Raw genomic sequence first — 18,475 nt, forward strand, 5'->3', positions numbered from 1 at the left:
TTGCCGATGATTCACTTTTTGTCGCAAAAATACTTATAAGAAAATGCGCAAAACCGCTCGCCATCCCCCGTTCGATCGGGTAACCTCAATCTCGTTTTGCCTCTCCAGCAACATCAATTCAGATAATGAATAAATTTGTGCGTCAGGCCACAATTTTATGCTTACGGAATTGTCTCATTGCGACCAGGTAATTAGGCTCTAACACGTTTGGCATTTTTTATAACGACATTGTCGTTAAGGACAACAAGGGATAACACACAGCATGGTCAAATCTCAGCCGATTTTGAGATATATCTTGCGGGTCGCCCCCGCGATTGCAGTTGCGGTTCTGCTTTCCGCGTGTAGTTCAAATAGTACCGCCAGAAATATGCATTCTGAGACGCTTGCTGTGGGTAGTGGCGATTTATCATCACTGCAAGCCTCTCAGGATGAATTTGAAACCATGGTCCGCAACCTGGACGTTAAGTCCCGTTTGATGGATCAATATGCCAGCTGGAAGGGCGTGCGTTACCGCCTCGGCGGCAGCACTCGCAAAGGCATTGATTGTTCCGCCTTTGTGCAGCGTACTTTCCGTGAACAGTTTGGCCTGGAGCTGCCGCGTTCGACTTCTGAGCAGCAGGATTCCGGAAAATCCATCAGCCGTTCACAGCTGCGTACCGGTGATTTAGTACTGTTCCGTGCGGGTTCAACGGGCCGTCATGTAGGCATCTACATCGGCAACAACCAGTTTGTTCATGCTTCCACCAGCAGCGGTGTGACGATTTCCAGCATGGATGAGCCGTACTGGAAAAAGCGCTATAACGAAGCGCGACGCGTTCTGAGCCGCTCGTAATCTCTTCTGCCGTTGGTTATTCCCTTGGCCAACGGAAGAAATAAAACACTGCTGAAGCAGTGTTTTTTTTTGCTCGCCAGCCAATAAACTTCGTAAAATAGGCTATCTCTTGAAGCGACGACAGAAAAAGCATGTTTCTGTTAGCGCATTGCGCGAATCAACCACACGGACTGCCTGGAGCCTATGCCTACCCGTCACCTCTCTCCCCGGCGAAAAATCTGGCTAACCAGCATATGCGTTGGCATAGCCGTCGCCCTGCTGGCCGGTAGCATCCAGTTTATGGTGATCTATCACAACCGCGCGGAGCGTTTCGACGTTATCATCAACAATGTTCATGCTTATCTGACGGGCTATTTTCACGATTTAGACCAGACGATTGCGGGACTACAGCCGCTGGTCAGTCAGCCCTGCGAAAATATCGATTCCGGATTAACCGCCCATGCGGCATTCAGCCCAAACGTACGCGCTTTCCTGCTGGTTAAAAATGGTATTGCGTTTTGCTCCTCCGCCACCGGTGCAATGAACACACCTTTTAACCAGCTCATTCCACAGCTGGATATCACTCAAGCGGTGGATATGGCGATCCTTCCCGGTACGCCCATGATGCCGAAAAGCGCGGCGCTGGCGATGTGGGTTCGTAGCCCGCACGGCGGTAAAGACGGCGTTTTTGTCTCGATCAACGCGAATCTGACACCCTATATACTCTACTCCTCACGGCAGAATGATTTCAGCGGCCTGGCGCTGTCCATTAAGCACACCGCGATCTCGACCTTCAGCAACAAGCTTATCGACCCGCAGACCCTGCTCTCGCCGCCTATTCGCCAGACGCAGATTGAGGGTTTACCGTTGAAAATCTATCTCTATGCTAACAGCTGGCTGGCGGAGAATACGCAGTTTGCCCTGCTGCTGGGGGTGGTGTGCGGGCTGCTGGCCGGACTGTTAAGCTATTACATTCTCACGATAAAATCAGACCCGCGAAAGGAGCTGCTGCTGGCGATCAAAAACGATCAGTTTTACCTGGTCTATCAGCCGGTGGTGAAATCGGAGACGCTGCAGATCAGCGGCGTTGAGGTACTGATGCGCTGGAAACATCCGGTGGCCGGAGAGATCCCCCCTGACGTCTTTATTAATCTTGCGGAAACCCAGCAGATCATCATTCCGCTTACTCGCCACCTCTTAAAACTGATTGCGCACGATGCGCCTGTTTTGCAGACGCTCCTGCCCGCAGGGATCAAGCTTGGGATCAATATTTCCCCCCTTCATCTGCACGCAGAGAGCTTTCAGCAGGACCTTAAGCACTTCGCCGCCGCCATGCCAGCCGACCACTTTAAGCTGGTACTGGAGATCACCGAGCGCGCGATGATCGATAAAAATCGTTCATTAGAGAACTTCGACTGGCTACACGAGCAGGGTTTTGAAATCGCGATTGATGATTTTGGTACCGGCCATAGCGCGCTCATCTATCTGGAGCGCTTTAGCTTTGATTACCTGAAGATTGATCGCGGCTTCGTACAGGCTATCGGGACGGAGACCGTGACCTCGCCGGTGCTCGATGCCGTCATCACTCTAAGCCGCCGCCTGAAGCTCGCTACCGTTGCCGAAGGCGTGGAAACGCAGGAACAGGCGGAATGGCTGCGCGATCATGGCGTAAACTTTTTGCAGGGCTACTGGTTAAGTCGCCCGCTGACGCTGGAAGCGCTGATCGCCGCCCACGCGCAGCCGGCGAAATATTTCCCAACCCGCTAAGTGTCCTTTATTATTTGCTATCAGAGGTCAGGCCACTTCAGGCCTGTCATTGGAGGACGATACCCTGGTTATGTTTGCCCGCATCAGCCTGATACTGCTGACCTTATTTAGCCTGCACAGCCGGGCGCAAACTATTCTGACGAGCGATACGTTCGCGATTATCGGCCAACCGAAGTACGCCGCGGGCTTTGACCACTACGATTATGCGAATCCCGCCGCGCCTAAAGGCGGCGCGATTACCCTTGCGGCTATCGGTACCTTTGATAATTTCAACCGCTACGCCCTGCGCGGTAATCCGGGTATTCGAACCGAAGCGCTATACGATACGCTGTTCACCACCTCTGACGATGAGCCCGGCAGTTACTACCCGCTGATTGCCGAGCATACGCGCTATGCCGATGATTTTTCGTGGATGGAGATTACGCTCAATCCACACGCCCGCTATCACGACGGCAGTCCCATCACCGCCAGCGATGTCGCTTTTACCTTCCAGAAGTTTATGACCGAAGGGGTGCCGCAGTTTCGTCTCTATTATAAAGGCACTACCGTTAAAGCTATCGCCCCGCTAACCGTTCGCATTGAGTTAGCCAAACCAGGCAAAGAGAACATGCTTAGCCTGATGACGCTACCGGTGATGCCGGAAAAATTCTGGAAAAACCATAAACTCAGCGACCCGCTCTCCGCTCCACCGCTGGCCAGCGGCCCCTACCGCATTACCGCCTGGCGCATGGGCCAGTACATCACCTATTCCCGCGTGAAGGACTACTGGGCCGCCGATTTACCGGTCAACCGCGGGCGCTGGAATTTCGATACGCTACGCTACGATTATTACCTTGATGACAATGTCGCCTTCGAAGCCTTTAAGGCCGGCGCCGTCGATCGTCGGGAAGAGAACGTCGCCAAAAACTGGGCGACCCGCTACGTCGGGCGCAACTTTAGCCACGGCTATATCGTTAAAGACGAATACACCAATACCTCGGCGCAAAATACCCAGTGGCTGGCCTTTAATATTCAGCGCCCGATATTTGCCGACCGCCGGATTCGCGAGGCCATCACCCTCGCCTTTGATTTTGAATGGATGAATAAGGCGCTGTTCTATCACTCCTACAGCCGCGCCAACAGCTTCTTTCAGAATACCGAATACGCGGCGCGCGATTATCCTGATGCCGACGAGCTCGCCCTGCTGACGCCGCTGAAAAAAGAGATCCCGGCCGAAGTCTTCACGCAGATTTACCGGCCGCCGGTTTCCAGCGGCGATGGTTTTGCGCGGGAGAATTTACTCAAAGCGGATGCCATCCTCAACCAGGCGGGATGGATAGTGAAAAACCAGCGGCGGGTAAACGCGCAGAGCGGCAAACCGTTACGCTTTGAGCTGCTGCTCCCCTCCGGCAGCAGCGATCGCTGGGTACTGCCCTTTCAGCACAATCTTCAGCGGCTCGGCATCGTTATGGACATTCGCCAGGTCGATAACTCCCAGTACAGTAACCGCAAGCGCAGCCGGGATTACGACATGATGCCAAACGTCTGGCGCGCGTCGCCCTGGCCCGACACCGGCCTGCAAATCTCCTGGGATTCGGAATATATTAATTCCAGCTATAACGCCTCAGGGGTTCAAAGCCCGGCCGTCGACCAGCTTATTGCGCAGATCATTCGCTGGCAGGGCAACAAGGAAAAACTGCTGCCGCTGGGCCGGGCCCTCGACCGCGTGCTGACCTGGAACTATTACATGCTGCCGATGTGGTATATGGCGCAGGATCGCACCGCCTACTGGGATAAATTCTCCTTCCCGAAGACTCGCGCGATTTACTCATCCGGTTTCGAAAACTGGTGGTACGACGCCAACAAAGCGGCCAGACTTCCCGCGGACAGACGTTAAGGAATTAAGATGGGTGCATATCTGCTCCGCCGACTACTGCTCATCGTCCCCACCCTGTGGGCGATTATCACCATTAACTTTTTCATTGTGCAGATCGCTCCCGGCGGCCCGGTCGATCAAGCGATCGCGGCGATAGAGTTCGGCGATCGCGGCGGTCTGCCCGGAGCCGGAGACGGCGGGATGGCTGCCAGCCATGCGCGTACCGGCGTCAGCAACATCAGCGACGGCCACTATCGAGGTGGGCGCGGGCTGGACCCGGAAGTCATCGCCGAGATAACCCACCGCTACGGCTTTGATAAACCTCTCCACGAGCGCTATTTTAAAATGCTCGGCGACTACCTGCGCTTTGATTTTGGCGACAGCCTGTTTCGCAGCTCATCGGTCGTGCAGCTGATCGGGGACAGCCTGCCGGTTTCTATCTCGCTGGGCTTGTGGAGCACGCTCATCATCTATCTGGTGTCGATCCCGCTGGGGATCCGCAAAGCGGTCAGCAACGGCAGTCATTTTGACGTCTGGAGCAGTACGCTGATTATTATCGGCTATGCGATCCCGGCCTTTCTGTTCGCCATTTTGTTGATCGTTATCTTTGCCGGCGGCAGCTATTTCGATCTCTTTCCGCTGCGCGGGCTGGTGTCAGCCAACTTCGACAGCCTGCCGTGGTATCAAAAAATCCTCGACTATCTCTGGCATATCACCCTACCGGTGCTGGCCACGGTGATCGGCGGTTTTGCCGCCCTCACCATGCTCACCAAAAACAGCTTTCTCGACGAAATTCGCAAGCAGTACGTCGTCACCGCTCGCGCAAAGGGCGTTAGCGAAAAGCAGATCCTGTGGGGCCACGTATTTCGCAACGCGATGCTGCTGGTGATCGCCGGTTTCCCGGCCACCTTTATCAGCATGTTTTTTACCGGCTCGCTGCTGATTGAAGTGATGTTCTCGCTGAACGGACTGGGGCTGCTGGGCTATGAAGCCACGGTATCTCGTGATTACCCGGTCATGTTCGGCACGCTGTATATTTTTACCCTGATTGGCCTGCTGCTGAATATCATCAGCGACATCAGCTATACGCTGGTCGATCCGCGTATCGATTTTGAGGGCCGCTAATGTCATTTTTCAGTCCCGTCAATCAGGCCCGCTGGGCGCGTTTTCGCCACAACCGCCGCGGCTACTGGTCGCTCTGGTTATTCTTGGTCATTTTCGCCTGCAGCCTGTGCGCCGAGCTGATTGCTAACGATAAACCGCTGCTGGTGCAGTACCGCGGCAGTCTCTACGTACCGTTATTAAAAAACTATAGCGAGAGCACCTTCGGCGGCCGCTTTGCTACTGCCGCCGACTATCAGGACCCGTGGCTGCAAAAACGGCTGGACGATAACGGCTGGGCCCTGTGGGCGCCGGTTCGCTTCGGCGCAACGACCATTAATTTCGCCACCGAAACCCCCTTCCCTTCGCCGCCGTCAAGGCTGAACTGGCTGGGCACCGATGCCAACGGCGGCGACGTGCTGGCGCGTATTCTGTACGGCACGCGCATTTCCATTCTCTTTGGCCTGCTGCTGACCTTCTTCTCCAGCGTGCTGGGGGTGATGGCCGGCGCCGTTCAGGGATATTACGGCGGAAAGATTGATCTCTGGGGACAGCGCTTTATCGAGGTCTGGTCGGGGATGCCGACCCTGTTTCTGATTATCCTGCTTTCGAGCGTCGTGCAGGCCAATTTCTGGTGGCTGCTGGCCATTACCGTGCTATTCGGCTGGATGACGCTGGTCGGGGTCGTCCGCGCCGAGTTTCTGCGCACCCGCAACTATGATTATATCCGCGCCGCGCAGGCGCTCGGCGTTAGCGATCGCGCCATTATTCTGCGCCATATGCTGCCTAACGCTATGGTCGCCACCCTGACCTTCCTGCCGTTTATTCTGTGCAGTTCGATTACGACTCTGACCTCGCTGGACTTCCTCGGCTTCGGCCTGCCGCTGGGCTCTCCTTCGCTGGGCGAGCTGCTGTTGCAGGGTAAAAATAATCTTCAGGCGCCGTGGCTGGGCATCGCCGCCTTTCTGTCGGTAGCGCTCCTGCTGACGTTATTGATTTTTATCGGTGAAGCGGTTCGCGACGCTTTTGACCCAAGCAAGGCGGTGTAGCATGACGCAACCTCTGTTAGATATCGACAACCTTTCCATCGCCTTTCGCCAGCAGGGGGAAACCACCACCGTGGTCAGCGAGCTGTCGCTACGCATTGCGGTCGGTGAAACCCTGGCGCTGGTGGGCGAATCCGGCTCAGGTAAGAGCGTTTCCGCGCTGTCGATACTGCGGCTGCTGCCCTCGCCGCCGGTCTGCTACCCCGCAGGGGATATCCGCTTTCACGGCCAGTCGCTGCTACACGCCGATGAACATACGCTGCGCGGCGTGCGCGGCAACCGCATCGCGATGATTTTTCAGGAGCCGATGGTTTCACTCAATCCGCTGCATACCCTCGAAAAACAGCTCTACGAAGTGCTCTCTTTGCATCGCGGGATGCGTAAAGAAGCGGCGCGCGGAGAGATCCTCGACTGTCTGGATCGCGTTGGGATCCGCAATGCGCCGCGGCGTCTGGCCGATTACCCGCACCAGCTCTCCGGCGGCGAACGCCAGCGGGTAATGATCGCCATGGCGCTGTTGACTCGTCCGGAGCTGCTCATCGCCGACGAACCCACGACCGCGCTGGATGTGTCGGTACAGGCGCAAATCCTCGCGCTGCTGCGCGAACTCAAGCAAGAGTTAAATATGGGGCTGCTGTTTATCACCCATAACCTGAGCATCGTTCGTCAGCTTGCCGATCGCGTCGCGGTGATGCAGAACGGCCGCTGCGTGGAGCAAAACGGCTGCCGGGCACTATTCTCCGCTGCCGAACACCCTTACACCCGCCGCCTGCTGGACAGCGAGCCGTCGGGCGATCCCGTGCCCCTCGCGCCGGATGCGCCAGAATTACTGCGGGCGGAAAACTTAAGTATCGCCTTTCCGATCCGCAAAGGGCTTCTGCGGCGGGTGGTCGATTATAATCGCGTGGTTAACGCCCTCAGCTTTCAATTGCGCGCGGGAGAAACGCTGGGTCTGGTCGGCGAATCCGGATCGGGCAAGAGTACTACAGGGCTGGCGCTGCTGCGCCTGATTCATTCTGAAGGCGCAATCGTCTTTGACGGCGAGACGCTTCAGGGGCGCAGCCGTCGGCAGATGCTGCCGCTGCGTCGACGCATGCAGGTAGTCTTTCAGGATCCCAACTCATCGCTAAACCCACGGCTTAACGTTCTGCAAATTATTGAAGAAGGATTGCGCGTCCATCAGCCAACGCTCACGCCGGCCGAGCGAGAGCAGGCGGTGATTCAGGCGATGCAGGAGGTCGGGCTCGATCCGCAATCCCGGCATCGCTACCCTGCCGCTTTCTCCGGCGGACAGCGCCAGCGCATCGCTATCGCCAGGGCGCTGGTCGTCAAACCGCAGCTAATCGTGCTGGATGAGCCCACCTCTTCGCTGGATAAAACCGTGCAGGCGCAAATTCTGGCGCTGCTGAAGGCGCTACAGCAAAAGCATCAGCTGGCCTATATTTTCATCAGCCATGATTTGCGCGTCGTGCGTGCGCTTTGTCATCAGGTAATGGTGCTGCGGCAGGGAGAGGTCGTCGAGCAGGGTGAGTGCGAACGCGTGTTTACCGCTCCGCAACAGGAGTATACCCGTCAGCTGCTGGCGTTAAGCTGACGGTCAGAATGGGTTGTTGCCGGAGAACGGTTCTGCAATCGCCACGCCGAAATTTTTCAGCCGGCAGGTTGCCGCGAATTCGTCCTGACGATTAACAAACAGGCACGGTTCGCCCTCGCATTCAACAACGGAACTGTCGACTTCGATGTCGCTCAGCGCCTGGCTGAGTTTATGCATAACCGGCCAGGCCTTATCGCCATCGGGGCTAAGTAATTTCAACGCCACAAGGCTATTTTCGCTCTGAGCGCCGTTTTGCGGAATCGGTTCAACTCTTGAACCTGCAAAACCGGCCAGCCAGCGATAGCTCTGCGGCAGACGGTGTACGATAGAGAGTTGCAGTGTATTCACGTGTTTTCCCCGGAAGCAAAATACTTCACAATAATTTTACAACAATACTAACACATTATTGACAATTAGTCCTGTTCCTGCACCGAAAACGCTTACACCAGCGGCATAGCCGTGTTAGTGGTTTGTAATATAAAAGTTTATAATTGTGCAGAGTGAACATCTTCGGGCTATATGTACCCGTTTCTGTGATCTAAAACAACTTTTTTATCGCAATAATGCGACTAATTGAGCGATTTGATTTTACATAAAAGAAACAAATTGCTGAACAGAGAAGCCGGTTTCGGTTGATATGTATCAAAAAAGGGGGCGATATCGCCCCCTGGAAGTCGCTTATCGTGCGGCTTTTCGCCGCCGACTGGCATAGAGGTAGAACAGAATAGAGCTGCTGGCGCAGAAGGCGATGGAAATCAGCATTGGCCAGGCCGTGGTAAAGGTCGCCATCGACAGCAGCGCGCCGACAATAGCGCCAATCCCAAAGCGGAACGTCCCAGCCAGCGAGGAGGCCGTCCCGGCCATATGCGGAAACTCATCGAGAATAACCGCCATCGCGTTGGAGGAGACCATCGAAACGCAGCCGATGAAAGCCGCCACGCCAAACACCAGCGCCCAGAAGCCGACGTCAAACAGCGCACACACCACCATCCATACCGCCATCGCAAACTGGATCCACAGCCCCGCGCGGAACATATTCAGCGCCCCAACCCGCCGCACAAACCGGCTGTTGATCATGGTCATGACAAACAGGAAAACCACGTTCAGCGCAAAATAGTAGCCAAAGTGCTGCGGTGAAACGTGGTTGATATTGATATAGACAAACGGGCCAGCGCTCAGAAACGAGAACATCCCGGCAAAGCTAAATCCGCTTGCCAGCATATAACTCAGCACGCGCTTATGGCGAAACAGGGTGGCGAAGTTGCCAAGCGTAGTGCGAATATGAAATTTCTGTCGCCGTTCCGGCGGCAGGGTTTCGCTAATGAAAAATGCGATCATCGCCGACGCTAACAGGGCCGCCAGCGCGAGGATCCAGAAGATCGCATGCCAGCTAAACCATACCAGCACCGCTCCGCCGACCATCGGCGCCACCAGCGGCGCAACGGTGGTGACCAGCATGACGAACGACATCATCCGCGAGAACTCTTCCTTGGGATAGATATCGCGCATCAGGGCGTTAATCACCACACTTGCCGCTGCGGCTGCCAGGCCGTGGAAAAAGCGCATGGTAATCAGCATATCGATAGTCTGCGACAGCGCGCAGGCCACCGCCGCCGCGGCAAAAATGAGCGTCCCGCCTAGTATCACCGGTTTACGGCCAAGACTATCCGCCATCGGGCCATATAAAAGCTGGCCCAGCGCAAAGCCCAGAATATAGGTACTGAGCGTCATCTGCGCGCTGCCGTCCGGCACATTAAACTGGGCCGCAATCACCGGCAGCGCCGGAAGATACATATCAATCGACAGCGGCATTAACATGGCCAGCAGGCCAAGAATAAACACAATCCCTAATGAAGAATTCTGCTTTGCCGTCACGTTTTACTCCGCGCATGTTGGCCGCCGACGCTGGCGACTTCTTCTGCCGTCAGCGGACGATATTCACCCGGCGCCAGCGAAGCATCCAGCGCAATGTCGCCAATGCGTTCGCGATGCAGGCCAACCACATGATTCCCCACGGCGGCAAACATCCGCTTAACCTGATGGTAACGCCCTTCGCTAATGGTCAGGCGGACTTCGGTTGGTGTCACCACTTCCAGCACTGCAGGCCTGGTCAGCTCTTTCTCATTATGCAGCTGAACGCCTTTAGCAAACTGCCCGGCAGTGGAGTCATCAACCGGATTTTCCAGCGTCACCAGATAGGTTTTTTCGCAATGGTGGCGCGGAGACGTAATGCGGTGCGACCACTGACCATCGTCGGTCATCAGCACCAGACCGGTGGTGTCGATATCCAGGCGACCGGCAGCATGCAGCTTGTGCGCCACCGGCTCATCGAGGAAATAGAGTACCGTCGGATGATCCGGATCGTCGGTAGAACAAACGTAACCCTGCGGCTTGTTGAGCATAAAGTAGCGCGGGCCGTTCTGCTGAACCAGCGTATTGCCGTCATACTCGACGTCATGCTCCGGCTGAAGCTTGAAGGAGGAGTCTTTTACAATTTCGCCGTCCACGGTAACGCGGCTGCCGCGGATTTCACGCCCGGCAATAGCCCGACTAACGCCAAGTTGCTGAGCGATAAACTTATCAAGTCGCATGAGATTTTTTTAGCCTGTACAAGTGCTGGAGCGGGCAACGCGCCCGAAAAAGAAGAATTTCATGGGGTAGTATAACGGGCTATTAACACCACTCAAGGGAAAAGATTCGTGGCATACTATTCGCGAGTTAATTAACCGCCATAAATTCATGACATTTACATTACGTCCCTACCAAAAAGAGGCGGTCGACGCCACGCTCGCCTGGTTTCGCCGCCATCATGAACCTGCCGCGATTGTCCTGCCAACAGGCGCAGGTAAAAGCCTGGTCATTGCTGAACTCGCACGCCTGGCGCGCGGTCGCGTGCTGGTGCTGGCGCACGTAAAAGAGCTGGTGGCGCAGAACCACGCCAAGTATTGCGCGCTCGGTCTGGAAGCGGATATTTTCGCCGCGGGCCTTAAACGGAAAGAGAGCCACGGTAAAGTGGTCTTTGGCAGCGTGCAGTCGGTAGCCCGTAACCTTGACCAGTTTCAGGGGGAGTTCTCGCTGCTGATCGTCGACGAGTGTCACCGCATCGGCGACGATAATGACAGCCAGTATCAGCAGATTATCAGCCACCTTCAGCAGGTCAATCCGCATCTGCGCCTGCTGGGGCTGACCGCAACGCCGTTCCGCCTGGGTAAAGGTTGGATTTATCAGTTTCACTATCACGGCATGGTGCGCGGTGATGAAAAAGCGCTGTTTCGCGACTGCATTTATGAACTGCCGCTGCGCTATATGATTAAGAATGGCTACCTGACGCCGCCGGAGCGGCTGGACATGCCGGTGGTTCAATACGACTTCAGCCGTTTACAGGCGCAAAGTAACGGCCTGTTCAGCGAAGCCGATCTGAATCACGAGCTGAAAAAGCAGCAGCGCGTCACGCCGCATATCGTCAGCCAAATCGTTGAATTCGCCGAAACGCGCAAAGGGGTGATGATTTTCGCCGCCACCGTTGAACACGCCCGTGAAGTGACCGGGTTGCTTCCGCAGGGCGAGGCGGCTCTTATCACCGGTGAAACGCCGGGGCCGGAGCGCGATCGCATCATCGAAGCGTTTAAAGCGCAGCAGTACCGCTATCTGGTTAACGTCGCGGTGTTGACGACCGGCTTTGATGCGCCGCATGTCGATCTGATCGCCATCCTGCGCCCGACCGAGTCGGTGAGCCTTTACCAACAGATCGTCGGCCGTGGCCTGCGCCTGGCGCCGGGTAAAACTGACTGCCTGATTCTCGATTACGCCGGCAATCCGCACGACCTTTATGCCCCTGAAGTGGGAACGCCGAAAGGAAAAAGCGACAACGTTCCGGTCCAGGTTTTTTGTCCGGCATGCGGTTTCGCCAATACCTTCTGGGGAAAAACTACCGCTGACGGCACGCTGATTGAACACTTTGGCCGCCGCTGCCAGGGCTGGTTTGAGGATGACGAAGGCCATCGTGAACAGTGCGATTTTCGTTTTCGCTTTAAAAACTGCCCGCAGTGTAACGCGGAAAACGATATTGCCGCCCGCCGCTGCCGCGAGTGCGATACCATTCTGGTCGACCCCGATGACATGCTGAAAGCCGCGCTGAAGCTCAAAGATGCGCTGGTGCTGCGCTGTAGCGGTATGGTTCTTCAGCACGGTGCGGATGACAAAGGCGCCTGGTTAAAAATCACCTATTACGATGAAGATGGCGCGGATGTTAGTGAGCGCTTCCGCCTGCATACGCCCGCCCAGCGTACCGCCTTTGAGCAGCTCTTTATCCGACCGCATACCCGAACGCCGGGCGTGCCGCTGCGCTGGATAACGCCTGCCGATATCCTCGCCCAGCAGGCGCTTCTGCGCCACCCGGACTTTGTCGTTGCCCGCATGAAGGGGCAATACTGGCAAGTCCGGGAGAAAGTGTTTGATTATCAGGGGCGATTCCGCCGGGCCAACGAACTGCGCTAATCGTCCTCAGGACTGAGGTTTTGGTTGCTGCAAAAACGCAGGGCGGCTATAATGCCGCCCGCTTTTGCATTCGCGAAGCAGATAATCTGCCTGCTGCTGGGTCGCCTGTAGCAGGATTTATATATAGAGAGACGTCAATGTTTACTATCAACGCAGAAGTACGTAAAGAGCAGGGTAAGGGTGCGAGCCGCCGCCTGCGTGCAGCTAACAAATTCCCGGCCATCATCTATGGCGGCGAAGCTGCGCCAGTAGCAATCGAACTGGATCACGACAAAGTGTGGAACATGCAGACCAATGCAGAGTTCTACAACGAAGTTCTGACCATCGTTGTTGATGGCAAAGAAGAGAAAGTTAAAGCTCAGGCTGTTCAGCGTCACCCGTTCAAGCCGAAGCTGACCCACATCGACTTCGTTCGCGCTTAATCGCTCGCTGAAAGTTGTATGGCAAACGCCCCGCTCCGCAAGGTTCGGGGCGTTTTGTTTATTAGGCGAGTAGCGTTGAGGCATTCAGCGCGAGATGCTGCAATAGCATAATCGTTTTCGCATCGACGATTTCTCCTTTGCGAATAGCCTGCAGCGCTTTTTCCAGCGGCCACTCCAGCACTTCGATATCTTCTCCCTCCGTCGCCAGGCCGCCACCGTCGCTGCGCCGATCGTCGGCAGAGTATTCAGCGATGAAAAAGTAAAGCTTCTCCGTCACCGAACCGGGACTCATGTAAGCGGTAAATACCGGCTCGATCCGGGTGACGCGAAAACCGGTCTCTTCTTCGGCCTCGGCAACGATGCGTTCTTCCGGAGAAGCGTCATCCAGCAGTCCTGCGGCGGCTTCGATCAAAAACCCATCATGACCGTTAATCCATACCGGAAAGCGAAACTGACGGACCAGCACTACCGTTTGCTTTTCACGATTGTAGAGCAGGATCACCGCGCCGTTGCCGCGATCGTAAGCTTCCCGACTCTGCTCCTGCCAGCGCCCGTCACGGCGCAGTAGTTCAAAGGTATATTTCTTGAGCGTGTACCAGTTGTCCGATAATAGCGTTTCGCGGATATGGCGAACGCGCGGTGCGTCAGCGTGCATGTTTTTCCCCTTTTAGGTGACAGCGAGCAACATAACATGCATAATCGTGCACAAACAAGATCACTCATGAAGGTATTTTGATGCTTGCCAGCCAGAGAAAACAGCAGATTTTGCAGATCCTCGCTGAGGAAAAACAGGTGATGTCAGGCGATCTTAGCCAGCGCTTCAGCGTCTCAGAAGACTCTATTCGCCGGGATCTGCGGGAGCTTGCAGCGGAAGGCAAACTGCAGCGCGTGCACGGCGGGGCGCTGCCGGTATCCGAAGCCATCGCGCCTATTGAAACAAGAAAGAACGTGCAGATGGCCTCAAAGCTAACTATTGCCCAGCGCGCGGTTGAGCTTATTCATCCCGGTCAGGTGGTGATTATCGACGGAGGCACGACTACCGGAGAGATGGTGCGCCTGCTGCCCGATAACCTCGCGTGTACCGTGGTCACCCATAGCCCGGGAATTGCCGTCGCGCTGGTGGAGAAACCGCTTATCGAGGTGATTTTGATCGGCGGCCGGTTGTTTAAGCATTCGGTGGTCAGCGTCGGGGCCGCGGCCCTTGAAAGCATTTCCCGCATCAATGCCGATCTGTTTTTCATGGGCGTTACCGGCGTGCACCCGCGGGCGGGATTAACCACCGGTGATTATGAAGAAGCGGGCATCAAGCGCGCGCTTGCGGCACGGGCAGCCGAAACGGTGGTGATGGCGTCGCAAGAAAAGCTGAACTCCGCTTCGGCCTTTGCTATCGGCGAGCTGGGGGGCGTCAGTACGCTGATCGTGGATACGACTCTCGACGAGGCGCTGCGACAACAGCTAACCCTGAATGGGGTGGAAATCCTCTACGCGCTGTAGGGCGGGTCTGACGCTAAAAAATCCCGACTCGGCGTCGGGATTTTGCATTTTAATTTCCGCCAGAAGTGCGGCGCTGGAGCTGATCGCGCAGATTCGGCGGCGTGCCTTTAATGGTTAAGGTATCCGTAGCCGGATCCCAGAACACCCGCTCGCCCAGCAGCATAGCGTCAAAGTTGATAGTTAACCCGCCGCCGCTGCCGGCAAACTTGGTTAACTGACGCAAAGTGCTGCGATCCGCCGGGAAGCTCTCTTCCAGCTCGTAACCTTGCTCGGCGGTAAATTCCTGGAAGGTCTTCTCGCTGACGCCAGCCAGCTCTTTGGACAGCGATTCCAGTTCGATTTCCTCACCGGCCTGCAGCTGTTCGTTGCAGTAGCTGTATACCTGCTGACGTACGTTCTGACGTTCAGATTTGTCCAGCTGCGCATCGGCGGCGAAATCATCCAGCGCCTGCAGCAGGCCGCGATTTTGCGCTTTCGCATTCAGCCCTTCGCTGGCGCCGAGGAAGTCCATGAAGAAATCCGCCACTTTGCGCCCTACCCGCCCCTTCAGGAAGGTCAAATAGCGCGTTGACTCCGGGTTGGTTTCCCATTCGGTTAAATCAATACGCGCCACGATGTCAGCGTGATTGATATCCAGATAATGGGTAGAACTGATATCCAGCTCTTCGTTGACGCGCATGCTGCTTAAGTTATTCAGCACCGCCACCATCAGGTATTCCACCGCCAGATAGCGATACTGGCAAAACAGCACGATCCCGCCTTCAGCAAAAGGGTATTTTGCCAGTTCGTCACGCAGGCGCCCGGTAGCGGCGCGGCTGAACGGCAGGAACTCTTCTTCGCCTTTACGCTGCCCGCGCAGCGCCTGCGCCAGCTCGCTCTCTTCAGTAAACAGGCCATAGGCTTTATTTTTTGCGCTGTAGACACGATGCAGCTCAGCCATCATCTCAACAACCGTCGCCGTCGGCTCCAGCAACGATTCGCGCAGCACCAGTTCCAGATTTTGTTCATCACGTTTGATTAACTGATGCAGGGCAATCTGGTCGATATCCAGACTCATGTTAAACTCTCCTTTTAGACCGGGCGGTATTCAACCACCGCCGGGGCGACGACGCAACCGCCGCGTGACTCTTTGCGAGCGAAGCCGCGCGCTTTTGCGTCGTGGCGAAAAAATGCGGAAAAAAAGCTTCTGCTACGGTAATATGTTGCCCTTTCACGAACAAACAGATTTTGAGTTTATGCCGCAATTATCCCGCTATAGCGATGAACACGTCGAACAGCTGCTCAGCGAGCTGACGAGCGTTCTGGAAACACATAAAGCGCCCGTTGACCTTTCACTGATGGTACTGGGCAATATGGTGACTAACCTGATCAACAGTAGCGTCGCGCCGGCGCAGCGTCAGGCTATCGCCCGTTCTTTTGCCCAGGCGCTGCAGTCATCTATCAACGACGATCCAGCGCACTAAGGATAACGAACAACAGTATATGGTGACTCTTCGTCAGCCCTACCGAGAAAAAGTCTCCCAGATGGTCAGTTGGGGACACTGGTTCGCCCTTTTCAACATGTTGTTGGCTATGGCGCTCGGCAGTCGCTATCTGTTTGTCGCCGACTGGCCAACGACGCTTGCCGGGCGCCTTTTTTCGTACGTCAGCCTCGTTGGTCACTTCAGCTTCCTGGTCTTTACCAGCTATGTGCTGATTCTTTTCCCGCTAACGTTTATCGTTGTCTCTCAGCGCTTAATGCGCTTTATCTCGGTGGTTCTCGCGACCATCGGCATGACGCTGCTGTTGATCGACAGCGAAGTATTCACCCGTTTCCACCTGCATCTTAATCCCTTTGTCTGGGAACTGGTCATTAACCCCGATCAGAACGAGATGGCGCGCGACTGGCAGCTGATGTTTATCAGCGTCCCGATCATCTTCCTTCTGGAAATGCTCTTTGCGACCTGGAGCTGGCAGAAACTGCGCAGCCTGACGCGCCGCCGCCACTATGCCCGGCCCGTTGCGTGGTTCTTCTTTATTTCTTTTATCAGTAGCCACCTGGTCTATATCTGGGCGGATGCCAATTTCTATCGCCCGATAACCATGCAGCGGGCCAATCTGCCGCTTTCCTATCCAATGACGGCGCGCCGTTTTCTGGAAAAACACGGCCTGCTCGACGCGCAGGACTATCAGCGCCGTCTGGTAGAACAAGGCGCGCCGGAAGCCGTTTCGGTGCAGTACCCGCTTAGCGAACTGCGTTACCGCGATCTCGGTACCGGTTATAACGTGCTGCTGATTACCGTCGATAATCTTAACTACTCGCGCTTTGAGCAAAACATGCCGGCGCTGACCGGGTTCGCGAAAGAAAACGTTAACTTTACCCAGCATATGAGCTCCGGTAACACTGCCGACAGCGGCATGTTTGGCCTGTTCTACGGTATTTCGCCGAGCTATATGGACGGCGTCCTGTCAGCGCGTATCCCCGCAGCGCTGATTACGTCGCTGAATCAGCAGGGCTACCAGTTGGGCCTGTTCTCTTCTGACGGTTTTAGCAGCCCGCTGTACCGCCAGGCGCTGCTGTCCGATTTCTCGCTGCCGGCGGCGAAAGCGCAAAGCGACGAGCAGACGGCAAACCAGTGGATAAACTGGCTGGACCGCTACGCCCAGGATGAAAACCGCTGGTTCTCATGGGTTGCGCTCAACGGCACCACTCTGGATAACGGGCAGCAGCAAAACTTTGTCCGGCGCTACGCCAGCGCCGCTGGCGCGGTCGATACGCAAATTGGTCGCGTGCTGAATGCGCTGCGCGAAGCGGGCAAGCTGGACAACACGGTAGTTATCGTGACGGCGGGCCACGGTATGCCGCTGAACCCACAGCATGACGCGTTTGGCTGGTCGCGCGAAGAGCTTCAGGTTCCGTTGGTGATCCATTGGCCTGGCACCCCGGCCCAGGAGATCGCTACGCTGACCGATAATAAAGACGTGATGACGACGCTGATGCAGCGCTTACTTCACGTCTCCACACCGGCGAATGAGTATTCGCAAGGTGAAGACCTGTTTAGCGCCGCCCGCCGCCGCGCCTGGGTTACCGCAGCCAATAGCGATACGCTGGCCATTACCACGCCGAAGGTTACCGTCGTGCTCAATCACAACGGTACCTACAGAACATGGAACAGCGACGGCGAGAAAATTAAAGATCAAAAACCGCAGCTCAGCTTGCTGCTGCAGGTGCTGACCGATGAAAAACGCTTTATCGCTAACTGATTGATTATTTATAAATCAATCAGTCATTTCCCGGCTTGCATTCGCCCGGGGAACGGGTAATATTGTTCCCCACAAATCGGCACGTAGCGCAGCCTGGTAGCGCACCGTCATGGGGTGTCGGGGGTCGGAGGTTCAAATCCTCTCGTGCCGACCAAATAATCCCAGTAAAACCAGCCTTTTAAGGCTGGTTTTTTTATGCCTGTTTTTCGAGCGGGGTGAAATTGGGGTGTTTCGTTCAGCGCAGAGGCTTACAGATACTGCCGCCGTTTCAGATAGCGAACAAGCCTCCTGCTACCGGACATACATTCGTGGCATCGCGCTCCGGGCATCTGCTGAAAGATTTTCGACATATCAAGCCGACCGTTTCCCGTCAGGATGTAAATGCAGTGACGCGCCAGTTGAGAGAATGCGCTGCACGTTGTCCCGTATCGGCAGACCTGGCTGATGACTTCTTCTTTCTTTTTTATTTCTGTCCAGCGTCAGGCGCTACGATCGTGGCCGCCGCCGTGTTCACTATTCACTCATCTCCCCCGCGTCGTATCCCTCTTCATCCGTGCGGCCGGCTGCCGGGAGACCGGCGCTGAATATCTGCGTCGGCAGCCTGAAGTTGCGCAGCTTCAGCAGCGCCAGCGGACCGTCGCCCAG

The 18,475-nt window shown here is 55.8% G+C and carries 16 protein-coding genes and 1 tRNA gene; 12 read left to right on the plus strand and 5 right to left on the minus strand.

Annotation, left to right across the window (positions count from 1 at the left end):
• The first annotated feature begins 262 nt into the window (after nt 1-262).
• From mepS to yejF, 6 genes are all read left to right on the plus strand, one after another.
• A complete protein-coding gene (gene mepS / locus IAE27_RS12060) occupies nt 263-832 on the plus strand; it encodes a bifunctional murein DD-endopeptidase/murein LD-carboxypeptidase (protein WP_004103943.1) in 570 nt (189 codons plus the stop codon).
• 183 nt (nt 833-1,015) lie between these two features.
• Entirely contained in the window at nt 1,016-2,578 is a 1,563-nt protein-coding gene (locus tag IAE27_RS12065; protein WP_004103944.1) for a cyclic di-GMP phosphodiesterase, read from the plus strand.
• Between the two features lie 70 nt (nt 2,579-2,648).
• A complete protein-coding gene (locus tag IAE27_RS12070) occupies nt 2,649-4,454 on the plus strand; it encodes an extracellular solute-binding protein (RefSeq protein ID WP_064370696.1) in 1,806 nt (601 codons plus the stop codon).
• 9 nt (nt 4,455-4,463) lie between these two features.
• Entirely contained in the window at nt 4,464-5,558 is a 1,095-nt protein-coding gene (locus IAE27_RS12075; protein ID WP_004103946.1) for a microcin C ABC transporter permease YejB, read from the plus strand.
• Nucleotides 5,558-6,583 carry a microcin C ABC transporter permease gene (locus IAE27_RS12080; protein ID WP_004103948.1) on the plus strand — a complete coding sequence of 342 codons (1,026 nt, stop codon included), beginning with the start codon at nt 5,558-5,560 and terminating at the stop codon, nt 6,581-6,583. The genes IAE27_RS12075 and IAE27_RS12080 overlap by 1 nt, the downstream gene beginning before the upstream one ends.
• Nucleotide 6,584: 1 nt before the next feature.
• Nucleotides 6,585-8,174: a microcin C ABC transporter ATP-binding protein YejF gene (gene yejF / locus IAE27_RS12085; RefSeq protein ID WP_154022257.1), complete on the plus strand. Its 1,590-nt coding sequence runs from the start codon at nt 6,585-6,587 to the stop codon at nt 8,172-8,174.
• A gap of 3 nt (nt 8,175-8,177) precedes the next feature.
• Here yejF and IAE27_RS12090 read toward each other — a convergent pair whose 3' ends face one another.
• The 3 genes from IAE27_RS12090 to rsuA all read right to left on the minus strand — a co-directional run bounded on the left by IAE27_RS12090 (nt 8,178) and on the right by rsuA (nt 10,765).
• Nucleotides 8,178-8,522 carry a YejG family protein gene (locus IAE27_RS12090; RefSeq protein ID WP_004103951.1) on the minus strand — a complete coding sequence of 115 codons (345 nt, stop codon included), beginning with the start codon at nt 8,520-8,522 and terminating at the stop codon, nt 8,178-8,180.
• A gap of 330 nt (nt 8,523-8,852) precedes the next feature.
• Nucleotides 8,853-10,049 (minus strand): Bcr/CflA family multidrug efflux MFS transporter, encoded by a 1,197-nt coding sequence (locus IAE27_RS12095; RefSeq protein ID WP_004103952.1) that lies wholly within the window; start codon nt 10,047-10,049, stop codon nt 8,853-8,855.
• A complete protein-coding gene (rsuA, locus tag IAE27_RS12100; RefSeq protein ID WP_004103953.1) occupies nt 10,046-10,765 on the minus strand; it encodes a 16S rRNA pseudouridine(516) synthase RsuA in 720 nt (239 codons plus the stop codon). Before rsuA ends, IAE27_RS12095 begins: the two co-directional genes overlap by 4 nt.
• A gap of 148 nt (nt 10,766-10,913) precedes the next feature.
• Between rsuA and IAE27_RS12105 the strand changes: the two genes are divergently transcribed.
• Both IAE27_RS12105 and rplY read left to right on the plus strand, forming a co-directional pair.
• Nucleotides 10,914-12,671, plus strand: coding sequence for a DEAD/DEAH box helicase (locus tag IAE27_RS12105; protein WP_004103954.1), 1,758 nt, complete (start codon nt 10,914-10,916; stop codon nt 12,669-12,671).
• Between the two features lie 137 nt (nt 12,672-12,808).
• The gene (rplY, locus tag IAE27_RS12110) at nt 12,809-13,093 is read left to right on the plus strand and encodes a 50S ribosomal protein L25 (protein ID WP_004114143.1); all 285 of its coding nucleotides are present in this window, start codon (nt 12,809-12,811) and stop codon (nt 13,091-13,093) included.
• A 61-nt stretch (nt 13,094-13,154) separates the two neighbouring features.
• On the opposite strand, the gene IAE27_RS12115 is transcribed toward rplY, so the two are convergent.
• Nucleotides 13,155-13,748 carry an NUDIX domain-containing protein gene (locus IAE27_RS12115; RefSeq protein WP_070555990.1) on the minus strand — a complete coding sequence of 198 codons (594 nt, stop codon included), beginning with the start codon at nt 13,746-13,748 and terminating at the stop codon, nt 13,155-13,157.
• 80 nt (nt 13,749-13,828) lie between these two features.
• Here IAE27_RS12115 and IAE27_RS12120 point away from each other — a divergent pair, with 80 nt between their 5' ends.
• Entirely contained in the window at nt 13,829-14,587 is a 759-nt protein-coding gene (locus tag IAE27_RS12120) for a DeoR/GlpR family DNA-binding transcription regulator (protein WP_200092471.1), read from the plus strand.
• A gap of 49 nt (nt 14,588-14,636) precedes the next feature.
• Here the strand turns inward: IAE27_RS12120 and yejK are convergent, their stop codons facing one another.
• A complete protein-coding gene (gene yejK, locus IAE27_RS12125; protein ID WP_004114145.1) occupies nt 14,637-15,644 on the minus strand; it encodes a nucleoid-associated protein YejK in 1,008 nt (335 codons plus the stop codon).
• A gap of 178 nt (nt 15,645-15,822) precedes the next feature.
• On the opposite strand from yejK, the gene IAE27_RS12130 reads away from it, so the two are divergent.
• From IAE27_RS12130 to IAE27_RS12140, 3 genes are all read left to right on the plus strand, one after another.
• Nucleotides 15,823-16,050 (plus strand): YejL family protein, encoded by a 228-nt coding sequence (locus tag IAE27_RS12130; protein WP_004133900.1) that lies wholly within the window; start codon nt 15,823-15,825, stop codon nt 16,048-16,050.
• Between the two features lie 19 nt (nt 16,051-16,069).
• Nucleotides 16,070-17,830, plus strand: coding sequence for an LPS biosynthesis-modulating metalloenzyme YejM (gene yejM / locus IAE27_RS12135; protein WP_004103964.1), 1,761 nt, complete (start codon nt 16,070-16,072; stop codon nt 17,828-17,830).
• Nucleotides 17,831-17,907: 77 nt separating this feature from the next.
• Nucleotides 17,908-17,984 (plus strand) — tRNA-Pro (locus IAE27_RS12140).
• The last annotated feature ends 491 nt before the right edge of the window (nt 17,985-18,475 follow it).

Source organism: Klebsiella sp. S69 (assembly GCF_016516145.1).
Taxonomy (GTDB): Bacteria; Pseudomonadota; Gammaproteobacteria; order Enterobacterales; family Enterobacteriaceae; genus Klebsiella; species Klebsiella oxytoca.

Bases quoted from the DNA above. Each gene is read 5' to 3' on its own strand.
- IAE27_RS12130 (WP_004133900.1), top strand. From the start codon at position 15,823: ATGCCGCAATTATCCCGCTATAGCGATGAACACGTCGAACAGCTGCTC.
- yejF (WP_154022257.1), top strand. From the start codon at position 6,585: ATGACGCAACCTCTGTTAGATATCGACAACCTTTCCATCGCCTTTCGC.
- IAE27_RS12075 (WP_004103946.1), top strand. From the start codon at position 4,464: ATGGGTGCATATCTGCTCCGCCGACTACTGCTCATCGTCCCCACCCTG.
- IAE27_RS12070 (WP_064370696.1), top strand. From the start codon at position 2,649: ATGTTTGCCCGCATCAGCCTGATACTGCTGACCTTATTTAGCCTGCAC.
- IAE27_RS12105 (WP_004103954.1), top strand. From the start codon at position 10,914: ATGACATTTACATTACGTCCCTACCAAAAAGAGGCGGTCGACGCCACG.
- mepS (WP_004103943.1), top strand. From the start codon at position 263: ATGGTCAAATCTCAGCCGATTTTGAGATATATCTTGCGGGTCGCCCCC.
- IAE27_RS12065 (WP_004103944.1), top strand. From the start codon at position 1,016: ATGCCTACCCGTCACCTCTCTCCCCGGCGAAAAATCTGGCTAACCAGC.
- yejM (WP_004103964.1), top strand. From the start codon at position 16,070: ATGGTGACTCTTCGTCAGCCCTACCGAGAAAAAGTCTCCCAGATGGTC.
- rplY (WP_004114143.1), top strand. From the start codon at position 12,809: ATGTTTACTATCAACGCAGAAGTACGTAAAGAGCAGGGTAAGGGTGCG.
- IAE27_RS12120 (WP_200092471.1), top strand. From the start codon at position 13,829: ATGCTTGCCAGCCAGAGAAAACAGCAGATTTTGCAGATCCTCGCTGAG.
- IAE27_RS12115 (WP_070555990.1), bottom strand. From the start codon at position 13,748: ATGCACGCTGACGCACCGCGCGTTCGCCATATCCGCGAAACGCTATTA.
- rsuA (WP_004103953.1), bottom strand. From the start codon at position 10,765: ATGCGACTTGATAAGTTTATCGCTCAGCAACTTGGCGTTAGTCGGGCT.
- yejK (WP_004114145.1), bottom strand. From the start codon at position 15,644: ATGAGTCTGGATATCGACCAGATTGCCCTGCATCAGTTAATCAAACGT.
- IAE27_RS12080 (WP_004103948.1), top strand. From the start codon at position 5,558: ATGTCATTTTTCAGTCCCGTCAATCAGGCCCGCTGGGCGCGTTTTCGC.